We start from the raw sequence: 25,508 nt of genomic DNA, 5'->3' as shown, positions 1-25,508 counted from the left end.
TGAGTGCGGTGCGCGTACATGAAACCAATTATGGCTATGCCCAAAGTTTTAAAGCCGATTTGCAAAATCCGGATTTAATGCGTTCTATCTCTTTAGAGAGTGTGTGTTTTTCTCCGGGCATTTTAGAGGAGATGCCAAACTCCGCTTTGATAGATCGGCTCAAGCAGTATTATTATCTCCTAGCCTGCGCGATCATCCCCCCCAAAAAGCCCTTTAGCCCCCTACAGCAAATCCCCCTATGACACCCATCCCCCTCGTGGAAGCCTTTTACAGCCTGCAGGGGGAGGGGGCGCATGTGGGCGCGCCCAGTGTCTTTGTGCGCTTGGGCGGGTGTAATTTGCGCTGCAAGGGTTTTGGGGTTGGGGCTATTGTACAGGGGCGTAAGATTGTGGGCTGTGATAGCGCGTATGCGGTACATCCCCTCTATGCCCAAGAGTGGCGCAAGCTAAAGAGCGCTCAAGAATTGTTAGATCTCATCTACGCGCTCACTCCCCCCACGCCCCACCTACCCCATATCGTGCTCACAGGAGGCGAACCCACCTTGCATTTTCAAAATCCCCTCCTTTTAAGCGCGCTAGAAACACTTTTAGAGCAGGGGTATTTTATCAGTGTGGAGAGTAATGGGAGTGTGTCTTTTGAGTTCTGCCCCCCCCTGCGCGCCTTGCATTTTACCTTGAGTGTCAAACTCGCCTTCAGCTTGGAGAGCGCGCACAAGCGACTCAATTACGCCGCCCTGCATGCGATCCTAGAGCACGCGCGCGCGATCTTTAAATTCGTGGTGCGCCCCAAAGCCCTAGATCAAGACCTAGCCCAAATCGACTCCATCTTAGAGACTCTAGCCTGCCCTCCCCCACCCATTTATCTGATGCCCCTAGGTACCCATAGCATAGAAGAACATGCCAAAATTTTAGCCCCTGTGTGCTTGCAAAGAGGGTATCATTTGAGCGATCGCTTGCATATCCGCCTATGGGGCGATACGCGGGGGCGTTGATGTTAGAGGCGTTTCGTGCCCATATTGCAAACATCACTAAGGACGATGGCAAGCACAAATTTAGCCTAGAGAGCGTGTTAGAAATGGGCGCGGTGTCCCAAGCCCTAAGCCTTTTGCATGGAGCCATCCAAACACAACGCCAGATCATCCTTGGGGGCGATTACGATTGCGATGGCATGAGCGGGACAGCGCTTGTACTTTATTTTTTAAGACATGTGATCAAGCACCCCAAACTTGCCTACATCATCCCGCGCCGCAACACCGATAGCTATGGCATGAGTGTGGAGCTCTTAGAAGAATACGCCCAAAAACGCCGCCTTGTACGCACGCGCTACGCTCAGGGGCAATTAGCAGGGGGAGAGCCCCTAGATTTTCACAATAGCCTGTTTTTAACCATTGATAATGGCGCGACTATTCTAGATGCCGTCTGTGATTTTTTGCATGCCCACAACACCCCCTTAATTTTGAGCGATCACCATGAGTTTTTAGAGGGGCGTATCCCTGCCTGCGATGCCTTTGTGCATCCACTCTTAAGTGATAACCACCCCTTTCATGGCATTAGCGGGGCGTGTGTGGGCTATTTGCTCATGCTTGCCTACGCCAAGCGCTACCATATTAAAATGCGCCCGCAAGATTGGACTTACATGCAGGTTTTAGCCGGGCTTAGCACCATTGGGGATATGATGGATTTGAGCACCCCCTATAACCGCCACCTAGTCCAGCGCATGGATCACACCCTGCAAACCTCTATGCCGGCCAATCTAGCCCAACTCTACCAGCTCAAAAGCCGCTCCTACCCCCAAAAATACAAATTGAGCATGCTCAGTTGGGATATTATCGCCCCCATTAACGCCGTGGGGCGCATGGATGGCATTGAGGGGTGCGTGCATTGTAGCGTGGTGGTGGATTTGCTCTCCAATACAGAGGCTAACCCCCATTACGCCCATCTTTTACTCCAAGCCCACCAACAGCGCAAAGATCTGATCGCCCAAACTCAAGAGAGTTTAAAGGCGGTGGTGTGTGGGGGGGTGGTGCATGCGGGTGGGGCGATCGCGCGCGGGCTTATGGGCTTGATTGCCAACCAACTCTTAGAGCAACATGCCAGCAGAATGAGTTTGTGTTGGCGCTACGAACAAGAGAGCATTGAAGCCTCTTTGCGCTCCAAAGAAATCGATCTCATCGCCCTACTAGGGCATTTGCAAACCAGCGGGATCAATGTCATGGGGGGTGGGCACAAACGCGCTTGTGGGATGGTCTTTGAGAGCCAACAAGATTTTCAAGACGCTTTGATCTATTTAGAAAGACACCATGCTTTTTGAAGTGGATCGCATCGCCACTTTGCACTCTAGCGAGTTTTTAGCCCTGCTCAAACAGGGTGAGCCCTATGGCGTGGGCAATGAACCCCCGCAATTTGCCGTGCGGGCGCGCTTGAAAAATCATGTCTTAATGGGGCGCAATCGCGAACATGCCCGCTTGGAGCTTGAGGATTCTAGCGGATTGCTCAAAGTCTTGTGGTGGTTTCACAAACTCCCCTGCTTGCAAAAGGGGGATTTGGTGCGCGTGGTGGGCACTTACGACTATGTGGATTGCGTGTTGGTTTGTGTAGAATGTACATTGGTTAGCTAAGTAGAATCCGGAGCTTCTTAAGGTCTCTTCAGCTCCTGCGTTTTTTGTAAATTTCAGGGTATGTACTCTTAAAGCGCCGATGAAACCAAAACCAACTTTCGGGATGATTTCTAATAATATGCTCGCTTAAGCTAGCTTGCTCTTGGGTAGCCTCTAAAATATCTGCGGCTATATCTTGAGTGTTTTTGGCTCTGATGGGAGGGTAGTAAGTAGCAGTATAATGACTATAGTCCTGATTAAAATCTACGATCACAGGTATAATAGCGATATTGTAGCGACGCGATAAGATGGAGGCGATGGTAGTATGTGTCGCTTCTTTGCCAAAAAAACGCACAACAACCCCTTCTTTGGATGAAATATTTTGATCGACCAAAATACCCACCAAACCCTTACCTCGATTATAGATTTTCAGCAAATCTTTAAAAGCTCCAATTTTATTAATAAAATGTACTCCGAAAGCTTCGCGCCTTTTAATCAGTATAGTATTAACGCATGTGGATTTGGTCAATTTGCCCAAAGAACCCTTGTCCTGTTCAGGATAATACTGTGCTAAAGAAGTGCCCATTGCCTCCCAGTAACCAAAGTGCATGCCCATCACAATCGCCTGTCCATCTTTTTGGAGCGCATCAAAGATGTGATGCTGATCGATGTACGTAAAGCGTGCATCATAGCTCTTTTTAGGTAGAAATACCACTCGTATGCTCTCCAATAGGATAAAGGCAAGGTTATCATACCCCCGCCTAATAATTGTCTCTTTTTGCTCTCGACTCATTGTGGGGAATACAAAATCTAAATTTGCTCTAGCGTCCCAACAACGCCGCCGATCTAGTTTAGACATCATAAAACCCAGCGCATGCACACATGCCACAAAACCTCGATGTGGAAGCTTGGCAAGCCCAAAACCTAGCGCATTTACTCCCCATTCTAAAAGCTTCGCACAAAAGAAATTCCATTCTCTACGGAGACTCATGATTTCTTTTCTATGAGTTGTATAATAGCCTGGGCGACTTGTTGAGGAGAAATGCGCTGGATAGAGAAATCCCTCTTAGAATAGTTCGCGTGGGCATTGCCCACTAAGGCGATTTGGGCGTACCCTTCCAACGCAAAACGCGTTTTAGGGGTATTGCCATAAAGAGTTACTGATGGAATTTGAAGCGCCCACGCTAGATGTACAATACCCGTATCTCCTCCTACAACAACATGAACTAAAGACACTAAAGTTTTAATCTCTTCAAGCTTTAAGGGAGGAAGTAAGATCGTAGGCATTCGGGATTTGAGCGCATCATAGAGGGCTTGAGCATGCTTAAAATGCGCATGCCATAAGATGACAATTTCTACATCTTTATTTTGGAGTAAGCGCCCCACTTGAGCAAAATGTTGCCATGGGTACATTTTGTTTGGTGTAGAGGCTTCTAGCACAAAAAGAATTTTAGGGCGTGTTCCCTTGAACAAAGAATGTAGCTGAGGACAAGAAGGGAGATAAAAGGCAGAATGACGCATTTCTAAAGCGTGATCCCAAATGCATGTGTTGAGCATGTTAAATCCGTGCTCAAGTATCGCTTGGTTACGCTTGAGAATATGTGTGCTGTAAGGAATTGTAACTTTATGACTATAGAATAAACTCGCCAAGCGTTCTTTGATAGAAGAGATGTCAAAGCCCACAAAAGCTTTTTTACGGACGCATGCTCCAAATAGTGCTGATTTAAGCAAACCTTGCATGTCTATCAGCACATCGAAATCTTCCGTGTGTTGTTTAAGATTGCGGTAAAAATTCCAAATTTGGAGCGGATTCTTCGTATGTAGAGTCTGTTTGTAGGGAATGATATGTAAATGATCAATATAGGGCGAGTGTAGTAGAATAGGTGCAAAGATCGTATCCACAAACCAGTGGATACGCACCTGTGGATAGTGCTCCCTAATAAAGGGGAGAAAAACCGCACTTAAGATAATATCGCCTAGGGCTGAAAACCGAATAATGGCAACATTCATAAAAAAACAATGTCTAAAGGAGCAGGCTTGCTCAGCTTAGCGATGACTTCTTGGCATAGGTAGAGCTCCTTAGAGCTCTTAATGGCGAGTTTTTTACCCTTTAAAGTATAGGTGATATCCTTAGGAATGCGCGCAATACAAAGCGCTTCAGCGAGTCCTAAAATGAAACTCAGCCATTGCAAGGTAAGAATAGGGGGCATGATGGCACTGATGTGGGCGATATTGCTGTCTTTAGGAATTTTCTTTTGGCTAAATTGCACGAGCAGGCAGATAATAGCACGATCTTGATGAGAAAAACCATAGCTCAAAGCGTTGAGACCCAAATATGCACCATGCTTATGTGCGCCATAGAAATTTAAAACCTTGCCAATACTAGAAAGTTGTCCAGCAATTTTGAGATGATAAAGATATTCTGGAGCAATTTGGTGCAGAGGTTGGAGGGCATCAAATAGCTTGACACATACACGTTTGACCTCTTGACTATGCTGCGCGTGAGGTAAAAAGCGATCCAGCAGGGAAAGGATAGAGGGATTAATACCTTTGGGAAAGCTATGTTTATGATTTCTAAGCATGTCGCTCAAAAACACTCCCTCACGCACCCCTACCCCACTCACCACTATTTTTTCTGGACACAGATGCTTTAAAAGTGCCCAAAGAATGAGTGCTCCACTACGAATACTATCTTGACGATCCTCGCTTACACCAAGGACTTCTAAGCGTGCTTCTGAACTTTGTGCAATGTTATCAATAAAGTCTATATGTGCATTCACATCCATTTCATAGCCATGCACAACTTCAATAGGGTAATTATTGCGTCTCATAGCTAGCTTAGCAATGGTACGAATTGTGCCACCTACACCAAAAACCTGCACACTTTGGTAATGAGAAGGAATTTTGGAAAGTTCTTTATGAATAAAATCTAAGGCATGTTGTAAGGGGGTGTTTTTATCAAAAAAAAGTTCTTTGAGACGGATTGTGCCCAAATCCAAAGAGAGCAAGTCAACAATCTTGCCTTCTTTAATGAGTGCGCATTCCGTGCTTCCCCCACCGATGTCAATTGTAATTCCTTCTCTGTGGTGCAAGAGATTAGCGCATGCCACTCCTCCATAGAAAGCTTCCTTAATTCCATCAATCACCCTAACACGTAACCCGCATTCTTTTTTAACCAGTGCTACAAATTCTCGCGCATTGGGCGCATCACGCACGGCGCTTGTGGCAACACAAAAAAGCTTTTTGCTTTTGTATTTTTGTGCAATCTCTTTAAACTCCTTAAGTGCCTTGAGTGCACGCTTAATTGGGATTTTTTGCAACATGCCCCCGTGTTCATAAGTCCCCTGAGAAATGCGCACCTTAGACTTAAGCTCATAGAGCAGGTAAAAGCCAAACTGACTTGTCTTTTTAAAGATTGCCATGCGCATGGAGTTCGAGCCAATGTCAATGACCGTGGTGATTTTCGCCATTAGATTTCGTTATCTTGTAGGAGCGTGTATTTGTCTTGGAGTTCTTCAGGACTTTCAGTATTGTTAGGATCAGGCATAATAGCATCCACAGGGCATACGCTCACGCAACTAGGTTCATCGCTATAGCCCACACACTCAGTGCAACGATCGGGATCGATATTGTAAATAGGATCGTTCTCGTCGATAGCCTCTGTAGGACACTCTTCACGACACGCATCGCAAGCAATACACTCTTGACTGACTAAAAGAGACACTTTAACCCTTTCTATGATGAGATATAGGGCACTCATCATAGCAAACCAAACTTAAGAGAAAACTAAAGTAAATGCCTTGACAAACATTCAACAAATGATGTATAATGTGCCTTTCTTGTTCCAGATTAGCTCAGCGGTAGAGTAGGCGGCTGTTAACCGCTTGGTCGTAGGTTCGAATCCTACATCTGGAGCCATATATGCTTTCTTGTCTTAATTTTCCTGCTTTCTTCGCTTCGGTATGTTCGCTTCGTTATCTTCAAAAGTGGGATTGGCTTGGTTTATTTTTTATTAATGGTTTTCGTTTACCCTAGAGTGGGCTTTTAGCCGATGTAGTATATGGGTTGTTAAGCTGTAAAGTGGAACGTTTTTAGCTTATCTGCCTCGTATCTTAATTTTTATAAAGGAGTTTTCATGGCTTTTAGGATCAAAGCAAAAGGTTTGGCGCTAGCAACATTAATGGCGATGGGTGCAACTCAAGTAGTACAGGCAGAGGAAACCAATGGGTTTTTCATGGGACTTGGATATCAACAAGGTAAGGCCGGAGCGTATAAAGCACCTCTTTCTCATGGCTTCCCTATCTATGGGCTAGGTTTTCAAGCAGGGGGCGTTGGTTTTGTTAATAAGTGGTTTGGTGGGCGCATTTATAGCTTCCTAGATTGGAACAACAGCAATCAATGGGGAGCTACCAATAGTGATAAATGGAATCTGTACACCTATGGTGGTGCAGCAGATGCGATTGTAAATTTCATCGCCACAGATCCCTTCTCAGTTGGTTTAGTAGGGGGTATTCAACTCGCAGGCACCACATGGACTTACGCTAATTTCTCCCACACTGCTTTTCAATTTCTCTTTAAAGTGGGCGGGCGTGTGCGCATTATGAAGCATTCTGCCTTTGAGGCTGGCATTAAGTTCCCTATGGTGCCACAGCAAATATATTCCAACATGAACATGAAGCGCCACTACGCATGGTATGTTAACTATGTTTACACCTTTTAGGCGCTGAGGAGAGTCTTCCTTTAGACACCACCCGCCTTTGTGCGTGGTGTTCAGCTTATCTTGGGCAGGGTTATTCCGCTTTGCCCTTGGTATTTGCCTTGTTTGTCTTTATAGCTTATTGCGCATACGCTGTCTGCCTGCAAGAAAATCACTTGCGCGATACCTTCGTTAGCATAGACTTTAGCTGGCAGTGAGGTGGTGTTGGAAATCTCGATTGTAATATGCCCCTCAAATTCGGGTTCGAAAGGGGTAACATTTACAATGATTCCACAGCGTGCATAAGTGCTTTTGCCTAAACAAATTGCCAGGACGTCTTTGGGCATTTTGATGCGCTCAATGCTATGTGCAAGGGCAAAGGCATTAGGAGGTATCAAGACAAAATCTTCCGCATACACGCGGCGTACCAGTTTAGAATCAAAGTTCTTAGGATCAACCACGCCATTCTCCTGAGGTTCGAAGAGTAAAAACTCTGCACCTACACGGATATCATACCCATAGCTACTCAATCCGTAACTAATCGCACCTTTAGAAATCTGCTGAGCACAAAAAGGCTCAATCATTGCGTGCTCCACACTCATGCGTTCAATCCAAGTATCCGCTTTCAAACCCATAGCTTATCCCTTCATACACTTAAAATCATGTTATTATACTACAGCTGATCCCAGCCATTCCAACTCAAATTTTTAAGGACAATCGATGAAACTCGGCGATATACAGGAGATCATAAGTTCTTTTGACAAGAGCAATGTTAGTTATATGAAGCTCAAATTAGAAAATTTAGAGCTCATCTTAGACAGGAGTGCTAAGAAGAGCGTAGGGTTACTTGATGCTCAAATTCCTAGTGTTGTACCTTCCCCCCAAACTTCTGCCCCCCTGATCCAATCCCCTACAGCAAGTACATGTGCCTTAAATAGCACGGCGGGGGTAGCCAGTGTTTCTAAGGATGCTAAGGAAGATTATATATTATCACCTATGGTAGGTACTTTTTATCGCTGTCCTGCACCGGGTGCAAGTCCTTATGTCAATCCCGGCGACACTATCAAAAAGGGGCAAACGATCGGCATTGTAGAAGCGATGAAAATTATGAACGAAATCGAAGCTGAATGCGATTGCAAGGTGCTATCCATCGAGGTAGAGGATGCTACAGCAGTAGAATTTGGCACGCAACTTGTCAAGATTGAAAAACTTTAAAGGTTTCCTATGCAGCAACCTAAAACCAAATCTTTGCAGCGTATTTTAATTGCCAATCGTGGCGAAATCGCGTTGCGTGCTATTCAAACCATTGCTGAAATGAATAAACAATCCATTGCTATCTATTCGATTGCCGATAAAGACGCGCACTATCTTAATATTGCTAATGCAAAAGTGTGTGTTGGGGGGGCAAAATCTAGTGAAAGTTATCTTAATATTCCGGCTATTGTAAGTGCTGCCGAGCTTTTTGAAGCAGATGCTATTTTCCCCGGCTATGGTTTTTTAAGTGAAAACCAAAATTTTGTTGAAATTTGCTCTCATCATGGCTTAGAATTTATCGGTCCGAGCGCGCAAGTCATGACACTCATGGGTGATAAATCTAAAGCAAAAGCGGTGATGCGCGAGGCTGGCGTGCCTGTCATTGAAGGAAGTGAGGGAATCTTGCGGGGGTGTGATGAGGCACTGGAAGTAGCTCAACGCATTGGATTCCCCATCATTATCAAAGCAGCTAATGGGGGTGGAGGGCGCGGTATGCGTGTGGTAGAAGACCCCAGTCTGCTAAAAAATCTCTACCTTGCTGCAGAAACAGAAGCGTTAAGTGCCTTTGGAGATGGAAGTGTTTACATTGAAAAATTTATCAAAGATCCCAAACACATCGAAGTGCAGATTTTAGCAGATAAACATGGTAATGTTGTGCATGTGGGCGAGCGTGATTGTTCTACCCAAAGAAGACAACAAAAACTCATTGAAGAAACCCCGGCGATGGTCTTAAGTGCAGAGGTGCGTACCAAACTCTTAGAAACCGCCACTAAAGCTGCTAGACATATTGGCTATGTGGGTGCAGGGACTTTTGAGTTCTTGCTAGACAGCAATGGCAGGGATTTTTATTTCATGGAGATGAACACACGCTTGCAGGTGGAACACACAGTGAGCGAAATGGTAAGTGGACTTAATTTCATAGAGTGGATGATTAGAATTGCTCAAGGCGAATCCCTGCCTGCTCAAGAAGAAATCTCTTGTCAAGGGCATTCCATTGAATGTCGTATCACCGCTGAGGATCCGCAAAATTTTTATCCCAGTGCGGGCACGATCCAAACTTGGATTGCTCCGGGAGGCATTGGTGTGCGCCTAGACACTCATGTCTATGCAGGTTATCGTGTGCCCACTTTTTACGATTCAATGATCGGCAAACTCATTGTGCATGCACCAAATCGTGATCAGGCTATTTTAAAGATGAAGCGCGCTCTTAAAGAGTTTCGCGTAGAGGGTATTAAGACAACAATTCCTTTCCATATTGCCATGTTAGACAACCCAGATTTTAGACAGAATAAAATCCATACGAAATACTTAGAATCTACACTAACATAAGTTTTGGCTTGAACATCCCCTGAGAAGAAACCATGTTTCAGCCCACGGTGGGTGTTGTTATTGTGCTCCGAAGAATGCTGATTACACCGCTACAGGCATGATAATGGTCGTAAAAGAATTTTTCTGAATCACAAAGGGAGCGCTTTGATCGTTAAGACAAAGCTCGAAAGTGGGGGTGCAAAGGGCGTTGAGAGCGTCTAATAGATGGCGTGCATGGGCGTGGATCACAAAGTCCTCTAGGGGGGTGCTCGCTTCAATAAAGGTTGAACCAGAACTGAGATTTTCAGTTTGCAGGGATTCGAATTCGATTTTGTCCGGATAAAAGCTGATCTTGGTGGTCGGACTTAAAGCTTGAGTAATCTTGATTGCCTCTTTAAAATCTTGGGTATTTAATTCTATTTGATGGGTAAAGCTTGTAGGAATAATAGCCTGATAACTGGGGTATTTCCCGCTAATGAGTTTAGAAAAAAGTACCATCGAAGCATTTTTGAAGAAAAGCATGCTAGATTCCCTAGAATCATCAGAAACCTTAGGCTCATAAAACATCTCAAAATCCCCTTTAAAGAGTTTGACAATCTCTAAGGCGGCGCGTTTGGGGAGAATAAATTCTGTGCGTGTGTTTGTAGCTAAGCCCTCCACTTCCATCTGCGCCAAAGAAAGCCGTCTTGTGTCTGTGGCAACCAACTCTAAATTTTCTTGCAATGCCAAAAGCATACCTGTAAATTCGTATTTAGAGGCATTAGTTGTGATCACTTGAGCAAGATTTTTAAAATGATCCCCCAAAGAGGTATCGCTAAAATGCACAGAGGGCAAGTGTGCGTATGTGGGAAATTCAGGAAAATGTGTTTTATCAAAGAGGGGTAACTTGAATTTAGAACGCTTAAAACTTACATGTACAAAGTCCTCTTTGCGCTCTAGCAATAAATCGCCTGACTCCAACTTAGAAACAATGTCTAGTAAATGCCTAGCGTTTAATGTTGCACTACCCTCCTCTTGCGCGCTGATGTTTAAGGTTAAACACAAACCCATTTCCAAATCATTCGCCTGAAATACCAATGCATTTTGTGTTGCCTCAATACACACATGGGAAGTAATATTACTTAGATCCTTTTTATCGGTGAACGCAATCAAATCTTTAAGTGCACTTTCTAGTTGGGTTTTAGCAATGACAAATTTCATAGAATTCCTTTAAAAAAATTTTTAAAAAGGGAGATTACACTCCAAAGCCGATATTTTTGACCCCTTCAAAATTGCTTTGCTTCTCTTTTTTAATCTCTGCTAAGAAATCTTCTAGGGTAAAAAGAGGCTGGGTATAGGTGGCGACTTTATAGGCGGTGTTTCTCACCACTAAGGCAATCTGTCCCCCGCTTAAGGCATGGCGTGCGAGGGCGTGAGCAAGACTTTTTAGCGTGTGAGGGGGGGCATAGGGGGCATTTTTGGGCAAGTGTTGTTGCCATAGCTGCACGCGTTGTTCAAAGGTGGGGGGCTTGAATTCGATCTTGTGGTTGAAGCGGCGTGAAAAAGCGGTGTCTAGGGTTTCTAAGAGGTTGGTGGTGGCGATTAAAACGCCCTCAAATTTTTCAATCTGATGCAAAAAAATATTTTGCATTTGGTTGTGCATTTTATCGGCACCGCTCCCGGCGGTGGTGCGCGTACTCAAGAATTGATCGGCTTCGTCTAGAAACAAAATAGGCGGGTTTTTGCATTGCTTGGCGATCTTGTAATAGTCATCAAAAATCCTACGGACATTTTTTTCCGATTCGCCCACATACATGGAGAGAATTTTAGAGCAGTCAAAGCATAGCACTTCTTTTTTAAGACTTTTGGCTAAGGCAAGTGCGCTCATCGTCTTGCCCGTACCCGGAGGTCCATAGAAGATAATTTTAGCTTGGATATGATGGCGTGTTCCACTTTTAATACCCCATGCCCTGAGGCGCGCCTGCATGCTAGACTCCATCTGCTTGCATAAAATCTCTAGAGTCTCTTTAGTTTTTTGACTTAAGATCACCGAATCTAAGCCTACCTTAGATTCTAAGGCTTCAAAAATATCGCTGTCTTTAAGAATGTGTTTGAGTGTGGCACGCCCTTTAATATGAGGGTTGGGCGCGGTGATTGCACTTAAAACCCATTCTTGTAAAAAATATTGTCTAACCATGCCCCGGTCAAAGGGATCGAGCAATTCTTCAAAATCCATGATGTTTTTTTTAATCAGTGCGCCATGAGGACTCAGTAATGCTGCATTACTTTGGCGTGCACTTCCATCTACACTGAGCAAATCCAGCAAACTCTTAAAATCACAACCCTCTTCTTTGCTATAATCCTCAGAATACTCACTCTTGAGCAGGGCAAAAAAGAGGATGATCTCTTTGGGATTGAGGGCGTGTTTGTGGAGAAATTTTTGAATGGACAGAGGGTTTTGAGTGCACTCTGTGCGTGCCTTAATCTTGTGCTCCAAGAGTTCTAATTGCTGCTGGGCATGCGCACTGGCTTGGGGAGTTTTTTGGCGTTGTAATTTGCGCAACAAATCGATTTTAAAAAACCAATCGTTAAAATAATCTAGATGATCCTCATAAGGACTAGTATCTAAGAAAGGGTGGGCGCTATGCCCTTCTTCAACTAATTTTAAAAACGCTGGACTTAAGGCAATGCAACCATCTAGGAGCTCTAAGAGGAGAATCTCTTGGCGTTTGGCGCGTTTTTCCTGAATGATCCATTCGAGTTCTAAGAGATTTTTAACATGTCTGAGATAGCTTAGAATTTGGTCATCATGGACTTCAAACAAAGTTTCTAAAAGGGGCAAAACCTCTATCTCTACATGCCCTTTAAGATATTCTTTAGTCAAGTACTGCAGGATCAAGGCTTCTTCCACTCCGCACTTGAGTGCATAGAAAATGCGCGCCTGCTTAATGTCTGTGACTTGCAAAAAATCGATAAGGTATTGCATTAGGACTCGATTGCTTGTTTCTTATCGCGCGCACTCAAAATAATGGGTGTTCCCAAAAAGCCAAAGCGCGCCCTTAGGGTGTTGATGAGGTAGCGTTTGTAACTGAAATGCAGGGCTTTAGGGCGATTCATCACTAAGGCAATTTGGGGGGGACTGGTGTTAAATTGTGTGCTGTAGTAAATGCGCACAATCTTGCCATGGTCGCTAGGCAGGGGGTGTCTTTGGGTCGCCTCTGTGATGACTTGGTTGAGCGTGCTGGTAGAAATGCGCATACAAAAATGCTCGTAAACTTCTAAAATCTTATCCTTAAGCGCGTGGATATGGCGCTTGCTAGTCGCGCTGGTGGTGAGCACAGGGGCATAGTGTAAAAATTTAAATTTGTGTTGGAAGCTCTCTATGATGGTTTCAAAACTGGCGTGTCGCATGTCCCATTTGTTGAGCACCACGACCACCCCTAAGCGGTGCTTTTCTACCAAAGCGGCGATTTTTTCATCTAGTTCTACAAAGGGCGCGCTCGCGTCTAAAACCAATAGCGCAATTTGGGATTGTTCTAGCACTTTGGAAGTGCGATCGAGAGCGTATTTCTCTAGCCCTGCAATCTTGGATCGTTGGCGCAACCCGGCCGTATCTACAAAACAAATCTCTTGACCGGCATGCATGACACTTTGATCCACCGGATCAATGGTCGTGCCCGCGATGTCTGAAACCAAAGCGCGTTCTTGTTGCACTAATGCATTGAGCAGCGAACTTTTGCCCACATTCACCCGCCCAATAATGCCCACTTGAATACGGGGTGTGTCTGATGAGAGGGCTAGGTTTTCTGATGGGGGGAGAGTGGCAAGAATGGCCTGAATGAGTGTCTTAAGCCCGCGTCTGTGGCTAGCAGAGAGAAAAAACATCTGCAAAGCCCCAAAACTGCCAAAGGCATAGGCTTCATTCTGCTCTTGACAATTATCAATCTTGTTGACGAGCAAAAAACACTTTTTGACGCGTTGCTGGATTTTGTAAAAATGGCATCTATCCTCCTCTTGGGGGGGTATCTTGCCATCTACCACATAGAGCACTAAATCGCATGTATGGAGCGTCTGTAGATTGTGTTGGCAAATCTGCGTGCCTAATGCATGTGTGGGGTCAAACCCGCCCGTGTCCCACAACTCTACAGGGTGTCCTTCTAGATCAATGATCTGCTTTTTAATGTCCCTAGTCGTGCCCGCGAGCGCAGAAGTGATTGCATTTCTAGTTTTACTAAGGCAATTGAACAAAGAGCTTTTCCCCACATTGGGTCTACCCACGATGGCGATCTTGTGCATTACGAGCCTGTATCTTTAGGTCTTGCTTTAAGCATGAAGTTTTATTAAAACCCCTATAATTAAGACATAGTAACCTATTATAAGCTTTAAAACTTAAGAAGGGTTTTTTGATGAGAAAAGTGTCCGGGGTGCTTGATGCTTGTAATCTTTATAGTGTTGCCATAATTGGTGTTGCTGTGTCTCTAGGCTCTCTTGGATGCACCAAACAACCCTACACAAACCAACCAATTAATTATAATTTCAATTACAAAGAAGACATCACTAACACGGTGAATCGCGATAATGCCATGTCTACTGGCAATACATCTGCCAGCGCCACAACCAAGCGAACCATTAAGATTAAAAAAGAAGGTCCTAAAAAGGTCGTGTTTTCTCAAGAAAATTATTATCCTCTAAGTGAAAAAGATGTAGGGATTGAAGAATCCCATGGCAAATTATTTTTAGAAATTCATTCTTTCCAATTGCAAAAATTTATGCAAGGAGAAGTTTTCCTGACCAAAAGACAAACCCAAATCTTCTCTCTTAACAATGCAGCAACGAAAATCACCAACATAGAGGGGCGCATTAACACCTACAAATATTCACAAAAACCCGAAGCTGAAGCTAGCATCAACACTTCCTACCAACGCTATGCCCTTAAGCCAAAAACCCCCACGCGTTTTGAGATTGTTATTGATAAGATTCCTTATAAATTTAACACAACTGGTTGTCGCGTGGTGATCAGCAAGCAGCTTATTGACACATTTGCTCAAAGCAAAGAAATCACTATTAACTTAGATTTTAAGCGCGAGTTGCGCAACAAAGCGACTTTCGATCTCTTTTTAGAATGTCCTAGGTAGTGGCGACCCCTGGAGGATTTGAACTTCCGTTTCCACCTTGAAAGAGTGGTATCCTTGGCCACTAGATGAAGGGGTCTAATTTTGAGAAGGGATTATAGAGAGTGGCGGAACGGACGGGACTTGAACCCGCGACCCCCTGCGTGACAGGCAGGTATTCTAACCAGCTGAACTACCGCTCCATGGTGGTCGCTATAAGACTCGAACTTATGACATCCACCTTGTAAGGGTGGCGCTCTACCAACTGAGCTAAGCGACCTAAGTGGTGACTCCTAGGGGATTTGAACCCCTGTAACCACCGTGAAAGGGTGGTATCCTAACCACTAGATGAAGGAGCCTTGGTGACCCGTGCTGGATTCGAACCAGCGGCCCATTCCTTAAAAGGGAATTGCTCTACCAGCTGAGCTAACGGGTCATTCGCACAAAAGGCAATATTACACTATTTACAAGCCTTTGTCAAGATCAAATGTATTAAAAATGTGATAACATAGCACTACTAACTCTTTTTAAGGTGGTGATATGGGTCTAACAGATTTTCTAAAAAATTTGAAGAAAAACAAGGTACAGGCTTCCAAACAGGATATGCCTAGTCATTGGATCAAATGCCCCCAGTGTAGTGCCCTGATGTATTATAAGGAGGTTTTTGCCAAACACCATGTTTGCTTGAAATGCCATTACCATTTTAGAATGGGGGCTAATGATCGCCTCGATTTTCTCTGCGATCCGGATACTTTTGTCGAATTTGATAAGGAACTTAAACCCGTTGATCCGCTAAATTTTGTCGACAAAGAGAGTTATAAACAACGGGTCAAAAAATACCAAGCCAAAACAGGGCGCCCTAGTTCTGTGATTAGCGGAGAGGGTGCAATCCATGGGATTGGCATGCAAATTGTAGTCTTTGATTTTGCGTTTATGGGGGGTTCTTTGGGCTCAGTGGAGGGGGAGAAAATCGTACGCGCTATCAACCGCGCAGTGGAAAAATCTCAAGCCCTTTTAATTGTGTCAGCTAGCGGGGGGGCTAGAATGCAGGAATCTACCTATTCGCTCATGCAAATGGCTAAAACTAGTGCTGCGCTCAACAAACTCTCAGAGGCCAGATTGCCTTTTATTTCGCTTTTAACAGATCCTACCTTTGGGGGCGTGAGCGCATCCTTTGCCTTTTTGGGCGATCTCATCATCGCTGAGCCCGGCGCAATGATTGGTTTTGCGGGGGCTAGAGTTATCAAGCAAACGATTGGTGCGGAATTGCCACACGGCTTTCAGAGTGCAGAGTTTCTATTAGAACACGGACTCATCGACATGATTATTGAGCGCAAAGATCTAAAACAGAGTATCAGTGATCTAGTGGGCATGCTGACACACGCATGACCTACTATATTTATGCTATCGCCAAACCCAACCCTAAACTCACACCTCTGGTTGTGCATTACCAACGCCAATGCCAGCAATTTGGCGCAAAGCTAAGCGTGTTAGATATTAATCCCAAAGGTGTACACACTAAACAAAGTTACACTAAAGCCCTGCAACCCTACCTTAGGGCAAACACTTTGGCGCTTGCTTTGCACCCTATGGGCAATCGTTACACCAGCGAGAGTTTTAGCCAACTTCTATCCGGGCATGCACGCGTGCATTTTTTCATCGCGGGAGCTTTTGGATTTGCTCCTGAATTTTTAAATCAATGCACCTCTCTCTCATTGAGCGCGCTCACTTTCAGCCATGAGATCGCCAAGCTTGTCTTATGTGAACAGATTTTCAGAGCTTTGAGTCTCTTAAACCACCATCCTTACCATAAATAGGGCTATTAGCCACTTTAAGCTATAATCTGCATTTCGGAGGAAACCATGAAATTACGCTATTACACCGCTTTTACCTTGTTATTCGTCATTGCGTTGGGCTGGTATGTACACGGCATTGCCCCTAACCACTTTGCCCTTTCTATTTCTACAAGCATATTTGATTTGCCCATTGCGCTTTGGATTGTAGGAATTGTATTGCTTTTTTTTGGATTCACTCTGCTTTTTGTGCTTGGGGGAAGTTTGATGAACCTGTTTGCACGCTACAACGAGCGGCGCGATATGGAAAAACTGGTGCGTCAGATCATGGATCAAGACACTAAAAATACTTTTATTAAGGCAAGTTACCACAATTCACTTTTTGGTACGCTTTCCAAAATCCTAGCACGCTTCAAATTGCAAGCAGACCCCAACACTCCTGAGAGTGGGTATGAAAAACTTGATCGGCTGTTTACCTATTACCAAGATATCAATGAGGAACACGCTGTTGATCTACACAAATACGATTTCTCGCCTCAGAATCCTTTTTACATTCATAATCTACACAACCAAATCCGACAGGATCTCAAGCGCGCCCACGAGGTTCTTAAAAGTGATGCCTTCAGTACAGAAATCAAACAGCATGCTCTGATTGCTATCATCGAGCGGGGCTCTAACAAAGAACTGCCAAAGGTGCTTAAGAATGCTGAAAAGCTTATAGATCGGGAAGTTTTAGCCCATCTTTTGGAGGCGTATCTACGCGGTAAAACTACATTAAATCAAGAAACTATAGCGCGTTTATGTACACTAGTTGGCTACGAAAGTCAAGATTATCTACAATTAGCTAAAAAGACTAAGATTCTTCTTGCCCCTGACGCGCGCTTTAAATTCTTTGAATTTTTGGCAACTCAGGATGAGCGTGCCGAAAGAGGACTTCTTTATATTTTATTGGATTTAGAGATGATCGATCAAGTGCGCGAACGCTTGAGCACACACCCTAAAGATGAGTTTATGATTATCAACGCCTATTTAGACCTTAAGATGATGGATAAATCCTATCCTTTAGAAGTATTTTTTGGCGTGTGAAAGCGTGTGAAAAGGAAGAACATGAGTAAGAATTTAGCCTTTCTATGTGTATCGTTACTATATTTAAATGGGTGCTGTCAGTGTCCTGCCAGCTCCACCAATTCCACTCCGAAACATAAACACTACCATAAGCCCCCCAAAGTTGCCCCCAACGATGGTGAGCCCAAGCAAGTAGAGTAATTTTTTCAAAAAAGGCAAAAAATGAGAAAATACAAGCTCTCTTTAAGTTAACAACGCTAGTATCACCTCAAGCAAGCGGCTTCTCCAGGTCTCTCACTCAGGGTTGGCTTTACCGGTCCGCTTAAAAAATCTTTTGCATTTAGAAATCTTGGTCTCTTATTGGTTAAGAGCGGCTGTAGCTTGTTTTCTCTTAGCGATTTTTTTCTTTAAATCTTGAAAGGTGGAATTGTGCATATTTTGAGGTGGCTTAGTGTAGTGGCAGTACTCGGATGTTTGAGTGCAGAGAATAGTGGCTTTTATGCGCAAGTGGGTTTTCAGTATTCTCATGGTATCCAAGCCAATGGGACCAGCAAGCAGGGCATTCAAGAAGTACAAACATTCACCCCAAAAACAATAAAAATCAGCGATGTTTTTCCATGGGGTGGGGCAGGTGGACATATACCTCAAGCTTCTACAATCCAATTTCCCGATTCCAAAAATAACCCCTATACAAATGTGTCCAATGCGCTTAATAATATCGCATCATGGAATGGACAGGCTGATATGAATATTCAGGTAGATAAAACTAACTACTCGGATAACAGACCTAGCTTAATAAATGCTTGGGTATCTTCCACACTTGAGTATTTTGACCAAGCTAACCGCGATAATCCTGCTTTAGCTATAGGTGCTCTACTCCATGCACTAAGCACTCTTTCTAGTGATATTGCAGTGCAAAATTTAGGACAAAGTCCCCAGGTTAAAATAGACGTGGATCAATTTAGTGTACTTGAAAAAGAGGCAAAGAGTGTGCTAGGAGACACTTTTATAACCGGCAATGTTACCTTTGAACAATTGCAGGCACAAATGCGCAGCTTAGAAAACGCAGCTAGCACGCTTTCAAACCAACTATTCAGCGCACTCACAAGCGTGAATCAAGATAAGCTTGTTGTACCAGATAATAGAAAAAATATCACGGATGCTCTCTTAAATTCCATAGGTGGCACCCAAGCCGGCGCACAAGCCGCCCAAATAGCCCTGCAAAAATATTATCAAAACAACCGCTCAGAATTTTTCAATGTACACACCAGCACCACTAAAAAATTTCTCTCTGCCATGCAATACCGCCATGCAAATGTCAATTTCTACGGTGTAGATATGCAGGTTGGCTATAAACAATTCTTTGGTAAAAAAAGGCGCTGGGGGGTGCGTTATTATGGTAGCTTTAGCTATAACGGGGGCAGAGTGGGCAAAGGAGCCTATAGTGTGAATAACTTTGCTTATGGCGTGGGTGTTGATGCCTTATATAACTTCTCTGAAAATACAGATAGCACACGCACACATGGGATTTTCTTTGGATTGATGCTTATAGGTACTTCGTGGAGTACGAATAGTTCGACTCTTAAAACAATGATTACTAATTGCAAAAACGATAGCGCATGTCAAGTGCATATGGGCACTAGCTATTTTCAACTGCCCTTGAATTTTGGCTTTAGAAGCAATATTGATCGCCATAATGGTTTTGAAGTTGGTATGCGTATCCCTTTATTACCTATCTTGAATTACTATGCCACTACCGCCACCAATTACGGGCAAGCGGGAGTCTATAAAGAACAAATAGGGTTTAGGCGTGATGTTTCTTTCTACTGCAACTATGTCTATAATTTCAATTTTTAGAGGTAAGTCTTTGCAAAAAAAATCAAAGATGTAGGGCATGTCAAAGTGGTACACCTGCCTTTGTATTCGTGATTTTAACTTTTTTATTTATTTTCTTTGGATGTATCTTGAACTTCTTTGTTAGTTGCAATTTAGTATTAAAATGCTAAGATCGAGCCTCCAAATCTGTCTGTCTATCAAGGAGTGTTGATGTCTAAGATGGTAGCCCCCCAAGGCGTGCCCGTTTGGGTGAATGAGGCGCGTTGCAAGGGTTGCGATTTATGCGTGTCGGTGTGTCCGGCTGGGGTGCTTGGCATGGGTGTGCGCTTGGATCATATTCTAGGCAAGGTCGCTAAGGTGGCTTACCCAGAAAGTTGCATTGGGTGTTGTAAATGCGAATTGGGGTGTCCGGACTTTGCCATTTATGTCGCGGAGAAGAAAGAGTTTAAATTTGCTAAAGTGTCCAAAGAGGCAGAAGAGAGAGGCGTGAGAGTGCGGGCTAATCATTACATGCTTTTAGAAGAATCGATTGCGCAGGGGAGGGGTCAATGAGGGAGGTGATTTCTGATGGCAATGATTTAGTCGCTAAAGCCGCCATTGAGGCGGGTTGTCGCTTCTTTGGAGGCTATCCTATCACGCCTAGCTCAGACATCATGCATGCGATGAGCAAACTCTTGCCCGCTCACGGGGGGCATTTTATCCAAATGGAGGATGAGATTGGGGGGGTGTGTGTGTCGCTAGGGGCTAGCATGAGCGGGGTGAAGGCGATGACAGCTAGCTCAGGGCCGGGGATTTCTCTCAAAGTAGAACAGATCGGCTATGCGTTCATGACAGAAACCCCCCTTGTGATCGTGGATGTCATGCGCTCAGGTCCCTCTACAGGGATGCCCACAAGGGTCGCTCAAGGGGATGTGAATTTTTTAAAACACCCCTCTCATGGGGATTTTAAATCCGTAACTTTGGCTCCGGGCAATTTAGAAGAAATCTATAGCGAAACGATCCGCGCTTTCAATTTGGCAGAAATGCTCATGACTCCGGTGTTCTTGCTTTTAGATGAGACTGTTGGACACATGTATGGCAGGGTGCAATTACCCGATTTACAGGAGGTGCAAGAGGGCATAGTGAATCGGCGCGTCTTTGAGGGCGACCCTAAGGATTACCAACCTTATGGCGTGCCCATGGACGAGTCAGCCATTCTCAACCCCTTTTTTAAGGGATACCGCTACCACATCACGGGGCTACACCATGGACCCATTGGTTTCCCCACCGAAGATGCCCAAATTGGGGGCGCGCTCATCGAGCGACTCTTTCATAAGATTGACTCTAAATTAGACATTCTTAGCAAAAATGAAGAGATGGATTTAGAGGACGCAGAGGTGCTTATTATTGGCTATGGTTCTAGCGCGCTGGCTATCAAAGAAGCCCTAAGGGATTTAAAAGCGCAAGGGTATGCTAAGAAAGTTGGCTTTTTTCGCCCGCTCACTCTGTGGCCTAGCCCGCGCAAACAGCTAGAAGAATTGGGTAAAAGGTTTGAAAAAATCCTCATGGTCGAGCTCAATAAGGGGCAGTATGTTTTAGAAATTGAGCATGCTATGGGTCGCAGAGTGGAGGCGTTGCTACAAGCCGATGGCAGACCTTTTACCCCCAGACAGATCGCGCGCAAAATAAAGGAGCTATAAATGGCGTTTAATTATGATGAGTATTTGCGTGTGGATAAAACCCCCACGCTATGGTGTTGGGGCTGTGGGGATGGGGTGATCTTGAAGTGCATTATCCGCGCCATTGATAGCTTGGGCTGGAATATGGACGATGTGTGCTTGGTGAGTGGGATTGGGTGCAGCGGGCGGATGAGCTCGTATGTGAATTGCAACACCGTGCACACCACACATGGGCGCGCGTTGGCTTACGCCACCGGGATCAAGTTAGCCAATGCTAACAAACATGTCATCGTGGTTTCTGGAGATGGGGATAGCTTTGCCATTGGCGGCAACCACACCATCCATGCCTGCAGGCGCAATATTGATCTGAACTTGGTATTGGTCAATAACTTCATCTATGGACTCACCAATTCGCAAACCTCCCCCACCACCCCTAATGGGATGTGGACGGTTACCGCCCAAAGTGGCAATATTGATAACCACTTTGACCCCTGTGAAATCACGATGGCAGCCGGGGCGAGCTTTGTCGCGCGCGAGAGTGTGTTAGACCCTAAAAGATTGGAGCGCACGCTAGCGGAGGGCTTTAGCCATAAGGGCTTTAGCTTTGTGGATGTGCATAGCAATTGCCATATCAATTTGGGGCGCAAAAACAAGATGGGCGAAGCGGCTCAAACTTTGGCATGGATTCAATCCCGCTTGGTGAGCAAACGCCAATACGAGGCGTTAAGCCCTGAGGAGAGGGAGGGCAAGTACCCCACTGGTGTACTCAAACAAGACACTTCTAAAATGGAGTATTGTCAGGCTTATGAAGGCGTGATCGCCAAAGCTTCTAAGAAAGAGAGGAGCTAGCCATGAGTTTAGAATTGCGTTTTACAGGCGTGGGCGGGCAGGGGGTCTTGTTGGCGGGGGAAATCTTAGCCGAAGCTAAGATCGCTAGCGGGGGCTTTGGCACTAAAACCTCTACCTACACGAGCCAAGTGAGGGGCGGTCCTACTAAAGTGGACATTATTTTGAGCGCTGCACAGATCATTTACCCCTATGCCAAAGAGGGAGAGATTGATTTTATGCTCTCTGTGGCGCAAAGCAGCTACAACCTCTTTAAAGGCGATGTCAAAGAGGGGGGCGTGGTGGTGGTTGATCCCAACTTAGTACACCCCACCCCAGAGGATGAAGCCAAGTTTAAACTCTATAAAATCCCCATTATCAGCATCGCCAAAGATGAGGTGGGCAATATCATCACCCAATCTGTGGTCGCCCTAGCCATCACTATCACCCTCATGGATTGCGTGGATCGCGCCCAAGTGATTGAAACGATGGTTGCCAAAGTGCCCGCTAAAGTGGCAGAGCTGAATAAAAAAGCCTTTGAAATTGGGGAAGCGCACGCGCTCAAGGCGTTAGAAGCAAAGAAAATCTCTTGAATTTAGACATCGCGCCCATTGTGGCGACACACCCCACCCCCTTTTATCTCTACGATTTTGATCAAATCAAAACAGCGTTTTTAGACTTTAAAAACGCCTTTAGCGGGGCTAAATCCCTCATCTGTTACGCCTTGAAAGCCAATTCTAATTTGAGCTTGTTAGCCCATTTGGCGCGCTTGGGGGCTGGGGGGGATTGTGTTTCTATTTATGAGGTGCGCAAGGCGCTTTTAGCGGGCATCCCCCCCTATAAGATCATCTTTAGCGGGGTGGGCAAGCTAGAGAGCGAAATCCAAGAAGCCCTAGAGAGCAAGATTTTATTCTTGAATGTGGAGTCCTTTGAGGAATTGCGACTCATCGAGCGCATCGCTACAGAGAGCAACACCCCCGCACGAATCAGCGTGCGCATCAATCCTAATATTGACGCGCAAACCCACCCCCACATCTCCACCGGTCTATGGGAAAATAAATTTGGGGTGGAGGAAAAAGAAGCCGTGCAAATGTTCATGTTTGCCAAACAATCCCCCTTTTTAGAACCGGTGGGCTTGCATTGTCATATTGGCTCCCAACTCATTGAGTTAGAACCAATCAAAGAGGCGAGTCAAAAGATGAGTGCCTTAGCGCGTTTTTTGATCGCTAGCGGGGTAGAACTCAAGTTTTTAGACATGGGCGGGGGGTTAGGCGTGGATGAGGGGAGGGGTGCTATTAGTATCCTAGATTACGCCCAGCCCCTTAAAAGCGCGGCGCAAAAACTAGACTTAACCTTAATCTGTGAGCCCGGGCGCAGGATTGTAGCAGATAGTGGAGTGTTGGTAACCCAAGTGCAGTATGTCAAGCCCGGGGCTAAGAAAAACTTTGTGGTGGTGGACGCGGGGATGAATGATTTTTTGCGCCCCGCGCTTTATGAGGCGCGCCACTCTATAGAGGTGCTTAACGCCCAAGAGGGCACAGAGGGGATCTATGACATCGTGGGTCCAGTGTGTGAGAGCACAGATTGCTTTTTAAAGGGAGTGGCTTTAAGAGGAGTGGCTAGAGGGGATATTTTACTCTTCAAGCAGGTGGGGGCTTATGGGGCGAGCATGGCTAGCCATTACAATAGCCGCCCTAAGATTTTAGAACTCGCCCTAGAGGGGGGGGTGCTCAAAGTGATTAGGGCTAGAGAAGAGTTTTCTAGCCTTGTGGCAGATGAGTGCGCCTGTTTGCAGGAGAGCAGCCTAGAGAGTCAACGCGCCCAAATTGACGCGCTGGATGCCCAAATTAGCGCCCTGCTCACCAAACGCTTTGAGGTGGCTAGGCGTATTGCCCAACACAAGCGTGCCCAAAACTTACCCATCTACAACCCCGCTAGAGAAGCCCAAATTTACGCCCAAGTGGGGGGGCAATTAGAGAGCGTTTATACAGAGATTTTAGGCATCTCAAGGGGGCTAATCCATCCTGAACAAGTGGGGGTTAGCGCCCACACCAGCACGGCTAGAAGACTTTTAGGGCAGAAGTTTAAATTAAAACTCTACAATCCCCTAGTGCTTTTTGAGGCGATTTTGCTCAAGGGCGTGGATTATGGGCTTTTAGAGGTGCGCGCTAGCCACGCGTACGCGCAAGGGCTCAAAGCTTTAGCAGAGCATATTGCACAACAACGCCTAGAAATCGCGCATAGCTTTAGAATCGCTAATGTGTGGTGCTTGTTGGTGGGGCGTTTTGGCTTTTTAGCACAAAACAACCCCACACGCAAGGCGTGGTGGTTTGCCCCCACAGCGCAACAAGAAGTACAAGCCCTTTTAAAGATTTGCAAGGACCCCTGCTTTTCAGCCACGCCACTAGGGTGCTTACTAGAAGCCAACGCAGACCTAGAATTACCCACCCCTTTAGCGCCTCTATGCTTGGGTGCTTATTCTACTACACGGAGAAAAAGTGGAGTTTAAACCCTTGAGTTTAGAGCTAAAAGGGCTGCTAGACACGCATTTACAAGAGGATAGCTTGAGCGTGTCGGATGTGAATTTTACCAATTTGTATTTGTGGCAAAGCGCTAGGGATATTCGCCTAGCCCTCGTGTGTGGCTGTGTGGTGATTCGCACACAATACCCCAAACAACCCCCTTTTTATTTCTACCCCATCGGGGCGGGGGATAAAAAGGGGGCAATTACAGAGCTTTTAGCCCACACCAAAGCCCATCACGAAGTTTTAGAGTTTAGAGCCTTGCAAACAGAGCAAAGGGCGCAATTAGAGAGTTTCTTGCCCCATGCCTTTGACATTGAGCCTCAGCGGGATCGCTTTGATTATATCTACCACACCGCCGAACTCATCGCCCTACAAGGCAAGAAGTTTCACAAAAAAAAGAATCATCTCAACGCCTTTTTAAAGGAATATCCCCATTTCACCTATGAGCCCATCAGCGCGCACAACCGCGATCAGATTGTGAGCGCGTTGCGTGAATGGCGCGCCTTAGGGCAGGTGGATGAAGCCTTAGAATACGAACATCAGGGGATTTTAAACGCGCTAAAAGTCTTTGAGGAGCTGCAATTACAGGGGGGCGTGATTGTGGTAGAAGGGCGTATCGTGGGTTTGAGTTTTGGGGAGAGAATCAGCGCACAGATGGCGGTGATTCACATTGAAAAAGCCGACCCACGCGTGCGCGGGGCTTATCAGATGATCAACCAACAACTCCTAGCGCATGCCTTTAAAGACTGCCCCCTAGTCAATCGCGAAGAGGATTTAGGCATTGAGGGTTTGCGCCAAGCCAAAATGGGTTATAACCCCGCCTTTTTGCTAGAAAAATTTCATGCCATCTACAAGGATTGAG

The 25,508-nt window shown here is 45.3% G+C and carries 25 protein-coding genes, 6 tRNA genes and 1 pseudogene; 19 read left to right on the top strand and 13 right to left on the bottom strand.

Annotation, left to right across the window (positions count from 1 at the left end; all coding sequences use genetic code 11):
- The 4 genes and pseudogenes from C6G87_RS01850 to C6G87_RS01835 form a co-directional block, all read left to right on the top strand.
- Nucleotides 1-242 (top strand): annotated as a pseudogene (locus C6G87_RS01850) (6-pyruvoyl trahydropterin synthase family protein); the annotation flags it as partial.
- Nucleotides 239-991: a 7-carboxy-7-deazaguanine synthase QueE gene (locus C6G87_RS01845; protein ID WP_104751844.1), complete on the top strand. Its 753-nt coding sequence runs from the start codon at nt 239-241 to the stop codon at nt 989-991. The pseudogene C6G87_RS01850 and the gene C6G87_RS01845, both read left to right, overlap by 4 nt.
- The gene (locus C6G87_RS01840) at nt 967-2,310 is read left to right on the top strand and encodes a DHH family phosphoesterase (protein ID WP_233708956.1); all 1,344 of its coding nucleotides are present in this window, start codon (nt 967-969) and stop codon (nt 2,308-2,310) included. Before C6G87_RS01845 ends, C6G87_RS01840 begins: the two co-directional genes overlap by 25 nt.
- A complete protein-coding gene (locus tag C6G87_RS01835; RefSeq protein ID WP_104751843.1) occupies nt 2,300-2,617 on the top strand; it encodes a hypothetical protein in 318 nt (105 codons plus the stop codon). The genes C6G87_RS01840 and C6G87_RS01835 overlap by 11 nt, the downstream gene beginning before the upstream one ends.
- Nucleotides 2,618-2,645: 28 nt before the next feature.
- Here C6G87_RS01835 and C6G87_RS01830 read toward each other — a convergent pair whose 3' ends face one another.
- The 4 genes from C6G87_RS01830 to C6G87_RS01815 are packed head-to-tail and all read right to left on the bottom strand — an operon-like array spanning nt 2,646 to nt 6,320.
- Nucleotides 2,646-3,587: a lipid A biosynthesis lauroyl acyltransferase gene (locus C6G87_RS01830; protein ID WP_104751842.1), complete on the bottom strand. Its 942-nt coding sequence runs from the start codon at nt 3,585-3,587 to the stop codon at nt 2,646-2,648.
- The gene (gene waaC / locus C6G87_RS01825) at nt 3,584-4,606 is read right to left on the bottom strand and encodes a lipopolysaccharide heptosyltransferase I (RefSeq protein ID WP_104751841.1); all 1,023 of its coding nucleotides are present in this window, start codon (nt 4,604-4,606) and stop codon (nt 3,584-3,586) included. The genes C6G87_RS01830 and waaC overlap by 4 nt, the downstream gene beginning before the upstream one ends.
- Entirely contained in the window at nt 4,603-6,066 is a 1,464-nt protein-coding gene (locus C6G87_RS01820; RefSeq protein ID WP_104751840.1) for a Ppx/GppA phosphatase family protein, read from the bottom strand. Before C6G87_RS01820 ends, waaC begins: the two co-directional genes overlap by 4 nt.
- Nucleotides 6,066-6,320 (bottom strand): YfhL family 4Fe-4S dicluster ferredoxin, encoded by a 255-nt coding sequence (locus tag C6G87_RS01815; RefSeq protein ID WP_104751839.1) that lies wholly within the window; start codon nt 6,318-6,320, stop codon nt 6,066-6,068. The genes C6G87_RS01820 and C6G87_RS01815 overlap by 1 nt, the downstream gene beginning before the upstream one ends.
- Before the next feature lie 119 nt (nt 6,321-6,439).
- Between C6G87_RS01815 and C6G87_RS01810 the strand changes: the two genes are divergently transcribed.
- Nucleotides 6,440-6,514 (top strand) — tRNA-Asn (locus C6G87_RS01810).
- Between the two features lie 217 nt (nt 6,515-6,731).
- Nucleotides 6,732-7,316 (top strand): outer membrane protein, encoded by a 585-nt coding sequence (locus C6G87_RS01805; protein WP_104751838.1) that lies wholly within the window; start codon nt 6,732-6,734, stop codon nt 7,314-7,316.
- 50 nt (nt 7,317-7,366) lie between these two features.
- Here C6G87_RS01805 and dcd read toward each other — a convergent pair whose 3' ends face one another.
- Nucleotides 7,367-7,927 carry a dCTP deaminase gene (gene dcd / locus C6G87_RS01800; protein WP_104751837.1) on the bottom strand — a complete coding sequence of 187 codons (561 nt, stop codon included), beginning with the start codon at nt 7,925-7,927 and terminating at the stop codon, nt 7,367-7,369.
- A gap of 85 nt (nt 7,928-8,012) precedes the next feature.
- On the opposite strand from dcd, the gene accB reads away from it, so the two are divergent.
- Complete coding sequence (gene accB, locus C6G87_RS01795) at nt 8,013-8,507, top strand: acetyl-CoA carboxylase biotin carboxyl carrier protein (protein WP_104751836.1); 495 nt, start codon at nt 8,013-8,015, stop codon at nt 8,505-8,507.
- A 9-nt stretch (nt 8,508-8,516) separates the two neighbouring features.
- Nucleotides 8,517-9,875, top strand: coding sequence for an acetyl-CoA carboxylase biotin carboxylase subunit (locus tag C6G87_RS01790; protein ID WP_104751835.1), 1,359 nt, complete (start codon nt 8,517-8,519; stop codon nt 9,873-9,875).
- An 81-nt stretch (nt 9,876-9,956) separates the two neighbouring features.
- Here the strand turns inward: C6G87_RS01790 and dnaN are convergent, their stop codons facing one another.
- Genes dnaN through der form a run of 3 tightly spaced genes read right to left on the bottom strand, consistent with a single transcriptional unit; the run spans nt 9,957 to nt 14,129 of the window.
- The gene (gene dnaN, locus C6G87_RS01785; protein ID WP_104751834.1) at nt 9,957-11,054 is read right to left on the bottom strand and encodes a DNA polymerase III subunit beta; all 1,098 of its coding nucleotides are present in this window, start codon (nt 11,052-11,054) and stop codon (nt 9,957-9,959) included.
- 34 nt (nt 11,055-11,088) lie between these two features.
- Nucleotides 11,089-12,819 (bottom strand): ATP-binding protein, encoded by a 1,731-nt coding sequence (locus tag C6G87_RS01780; RefSeq protein WP_104751833.1) that lies wholly within the window; start codon nt 12,817-12,819, stop codon nt 11,089-11,091.
- On the bottom strand, nt 12,819-14,129 hold the full coding sequence (der, locus tag C6G87_RS01775; protein WP_104751832.1) for a ribosome biogenesis GTPase Der: 1,311 nt from the start codon (nt 14,127-14,129) through the stop codon (nt 12,819-12,821). Before der ends, C6G87_RS01780 begins: the two co-directional genes overlap by 1 nt.
- A 110-nt stretch (nt 14,130-14,239) precedes the next feature.
- On the opposite strand from der, the gene C6G87_RS01770 reads away from it, so the two are divergent.
- Nucleotides 14,240-14,968 (top strand): cell surface protein, encoded by a 729-nt coding sequence (locus C6G87_RS01770; RefSeq protein WP_199767597.1) that lies wholly within the window; start codon nt 14,240-14,242, stop codon nt 14,966-14,968.
- Here the strand turns inward: C6G87_RS01770 and C6G87_RS01765 are convergent.
- The 5 genes from C6G87_RS01765 to C6G87_RS01745 all read right to left on the bottom strand — a co-directional run bounded on the left by C6G87_RS01765 (nt 14,969) and on the right by C6G87_RS01745 (nt 15,380).
- Nucleotides 14,969-15,044: transfer RNA gene (locus C6G87_RS01765), tRNA-Glu, on the bottom strand.
- Nucleotides 15,045-15,070: 26 nt separating this feature from the next.
- A tRNA-Asp gene (locus C6G87_RS01760) sits at nt 15,071-15,147 on the bottom strand.
- A 1-nt stretch (nt 15,148) separates the two neighbouring features.
- Nucleotides 15,149-15,224, bottom strand: a tRNA-Val gene (locus C6G87_RS01755).
- 4 nt (nt 15,225-15,228) lie between these two features.
- Nucleotides 15,229-15,303, bottom strand: a tRNA-Glu gene (locus C6G87_RS01750).
- Between the two features lies 1 nt (nt 15,304).
- Nucleotides 15,305-15,380: transfer RNA gene (locus C6G87_RS01745), tRNA-Lys, on the bottom strand.
- A gap of 104 nt (nt 15,381-15,484) precedes the next feature.
- Between C6G87_RS01745 and accD the strand changes: the two genes are divergently transcribed.
- The 10 genes from accD to C6G87_RS01695 all read left to right on the top strand — a co-directional run bounded on the left by accD (nt 15,485) and on the right by C6G87_RS01695 (nt 25,507).
- The gene (gene accD, locus C6G87_RS01740; RefSeq protein ID WP_104751831.1) at nt 15,485-16,333 is read left to right on the top strand and encodes an acetyl-CoA carboxylase, carboxyltransferase subunit beta; all 849 of its coding nucleotides are present in this window, start codon (nt 15,485-15,487) and stop codon (nt 16,331-16,333) included.
- Nucleotides 16,330-16,761 (top strand): 23S rRNA (pseudouridine(1915)-N(3))-methyltransferase RlmH, encoded by a 432-nt coding sequence (locus C6G87_RS01735; protein WP_104751830.1) that lies wholly within the window; start codon nt 16,330-16,332, stop codon nt 16,759-16,761. Before accD ends, C6G87_RS01735 begins: the two co-directional genes overlap by 4 nt.
- A 45-nt stretch (nt 16,762-16,806) precedes the next feature.
- Nucleotides 16,807-17,823, top strand: coding sequence for a hypothetical protein (locus tag C6G87_RS01730; protein ID WP_104751829.1), 1,017 nt, complete (start codon nt 16,807-16,809; stop codon nt 17,821-17,823).
- A gap of 408 nt (nt 17,824-18,231) precedes the next feature.
- Nucleotides 18,232-19,659 carry an outer membrane protein gene (locus C6G87_RS08460; protein ID WP_158653069.1) on the top strand — a complete coding sequence of 476 codons (1,428 nt, stop codon included), beginning with the start codon at nt 18,232-18,234 and terminating at the stop codon, nt 19,657-19,659.
- Between the two features lie 189 nt (nt 19,660-19,848).
- Nucleotides 19,849-20,190, top strand: coding sequence for a 4Fe-4S binding protein (locus tag C6G87_RS01720; protein WP_104751828.1), 342 nt, complete (start codon nt 19,849-19,851; stop codon nt 20,188-20,190).
- The gene (locus tag C6G87_RS01715) at nt 20,187-21,317 is read left to right on the top strand and encodes a 2-oxoglutarate synthase subunit alpha (protein ID WP_104751827.1); all 1,131 of its coding nucleotides are present in this window, start codon (nt 20,187-20,189) and stop codon (nt 21,315-21,317) included. The genes C6G87_RS01720 and C6G87_RS01715 overlap by 4 nt, the downstream gene beginning before the upstream one ends.
- Nucleotides 21,318-22,145: a 2-oxoglutarate ferredoxin oxidoreductase subunit beta gene (locus C6G87_RS01710; protein ID WP_104751826.1), complete on the top strand. Its 828-nt coding sequence runs from the start codon at nt 21,318-21,320 to the stop codon at nt 22,143-22,145.
- A gap of 2 nt (nt 22,146-22,147) precedes the next feature.
- A complete protein-coding gene (locus C6G87_RS01705) occupies nt 22,148-22,714 on the top strand; it encodes a 2-oxoacid:acceptor oxidoreductase family protein (RefSeq protein WP_104751825.1) in 567 nt (188 codons plus the stop codon).
- Complete coding sequence (gene lysA, locus C6G87_RS01700; RefSeq protein ID WP_104751824.1) at nt 22,711-24,630, top strand: diaminopimelate decarboxylase; 1,920 nt, start codon at nt 22,711-22,713, stop codon at nt 24,628-24,630. The genes C6G87_RS01705 and lysA overlap by 4 nt, the downstream gene beginning before the upstream one ends.
- On the top strand, nt 24,620-25,507 hold the full coding sequence (locus C6G87_RS01695) for a DUF2156 domain-containing protein (protein ID WP_104751823.1): 888 nt from the start codon (nt 24,620-24,622) through the stop codon (nt 25,505-25,507). Before lysA ends, C6G87_RS01695 begins: the two co-directional genes overlap by 11 nt.
- The last annotated feature ends 1 nt before the right edge of the window (nt 25,508 follow it).

The organism is Helicobacter baculiformis (assembly GCF_900197685.1).
In the GTDB taxonomy this organism is placed as follows: Bacteria; Campylobacterota; Campylobacteria; order Campylobacterales; family Helicobacteraceae; genus Helicobacter; species Helicobacter baculiformis.
Note: the sequence above shows the minus strand (reverse complement) of the source record. Positions and strands in the feature narration are given on the sequence as shown.

Coding starts and splice junctions, on each gene's coding strand:
- C6G87_RS01780 (WP_104751833.1), bottom strand. CDS start 12,819: ATGCAATACCTTATCGATTTTTTGCAAGTCACAGACATTAAGCAGGCG.
- C6G87_RS01735 (WP_104751830.1), top strand. CDS start 16,330: ATGACCTACTATATTTATGCTATCGCCAAACCCAACCCTAAACTCACA.
- C6G87_RS01715 (WP_104751827.1), top strand. CDS start 20,187: ATGAGGGAGGTGATTTCTGATGGCAATGATTTAGTCGCTAAAGCCGCC.
- C6G87_RS01770 (WP_199767597.1), top strand. CDS start 14,240: ATGAGAAAAGTGTCCGGGGTGCTTGATGCTTGTAATCTTTATAGTGTT.
- C6G87_RS01845 (WP_104751844.1), top strand. CDS start 239: ATGACACCCATCCCCCTCGTGGAAGCCTTTTACAGCCTGCAGGGGGAG.
- C6G87_RS01840 (WP_233708956.1), top strand. CDS start 967: ATGGGGCGATACGCGGGGGCGTTGATGTTAGAGGCGTTTCGTGCCCAT.
- C6G87_RS01705 (WP_104751825.1), top strand. CDS start 22,148: ATGAGTTTAGAATTGCGTTTTACAGGCGTGGGCGGGCAGGGGGTCTTG.
- C6G87_RS01835 (WP_104751843.1), top strand. CDS start 2,300: ATGCTTTTTGAAGTGGATCGCATCGCCACTTTGCACTCTAGCGAGTTT.
- accD (WP_104751831.1), top strand. CDS start 15,485: ATGGGTCTAACAGATTTTCTAAAAAATTTGAAGAAAAACAAGGTACAG.
- waaC (WP_104751841.1), bottom strand. CDS start 4,606: ATGAATGTTGCCATTATTCGGTTTTCAGCCCTAGGCGATATTATCTTA.
- C6G87_RS01790 (WP_104751835.1), top strand. CDS start 8,517: ATGCAGCAACCTAAAACCAAATCTTTGCAGCGTATTTTAATTGCCAAT.
- accB (WP_104751836.1), top strand. CDS start 8,013: ATGAAACTCGGCGATATACAGGAGATCATAAGTTCTTTTGACAAGAGC.
- C6G87_RS01720 (WP_104751828.1), top strand. CDS start 19,849: ATGTCTAAGATGGTAGCCCCCCAAGGCGTGCCCGTTTGGGTGAATGAG.
- dnaN (WP_104751834.1), bottom strand. CDS start 11,054: ATGAAATTTGTCATTGCTAAAACCCAACTAGAAAGTGCACTTAAAGAT.
- C6G87_RS01710 (WP_104751826.1), top strand. CDS start 21,318: ATGGCGTTTAATTATGATGAGTATTTGCGTGTGGATAAAACCCCCACG.
- C6G87_RS01830 (WP_104751842.1), bottom strand. CDS start 3,587: ATGAGTCTCCGTAGAGAATGGAATTTCTTTTGTGCGAAGCTTTTAGAA.
- C6G87_RS01805 (WP_104751838.1), top strand. CDS start 6,732: ATGGCTTTTAGGATCAAAGCAAAAGGTTTGGCGCTAGCAACATTAATG.
- dcd (WP_104751837.1), bottom strand. CDS start 7,927: ATGGGTTTGAAAGCGGATACTTGGATTGAACGCATGAGTGTGGAGCAC.
- C6G87_RS01730 (WP_104751829.1), top strand. CDS start 16,807: ATGAAATTACGCTATTACACCGCTTTTACCTTGTTATTCGTCATTGCG.
- der (WP_104751832.1), bottom strand. CDS start 14,129: ATGCACAAGATCGCCATCGTGGGTAGACCCAATGTGGGGAAAAGCTCT.
- C6G87_RS01820 (WP_104751840.1), bottom strand. CDS start 6,066: ATGGCGAAAATCACCACGGTCATTGACATTGGCTCGAACTCCATGCGC.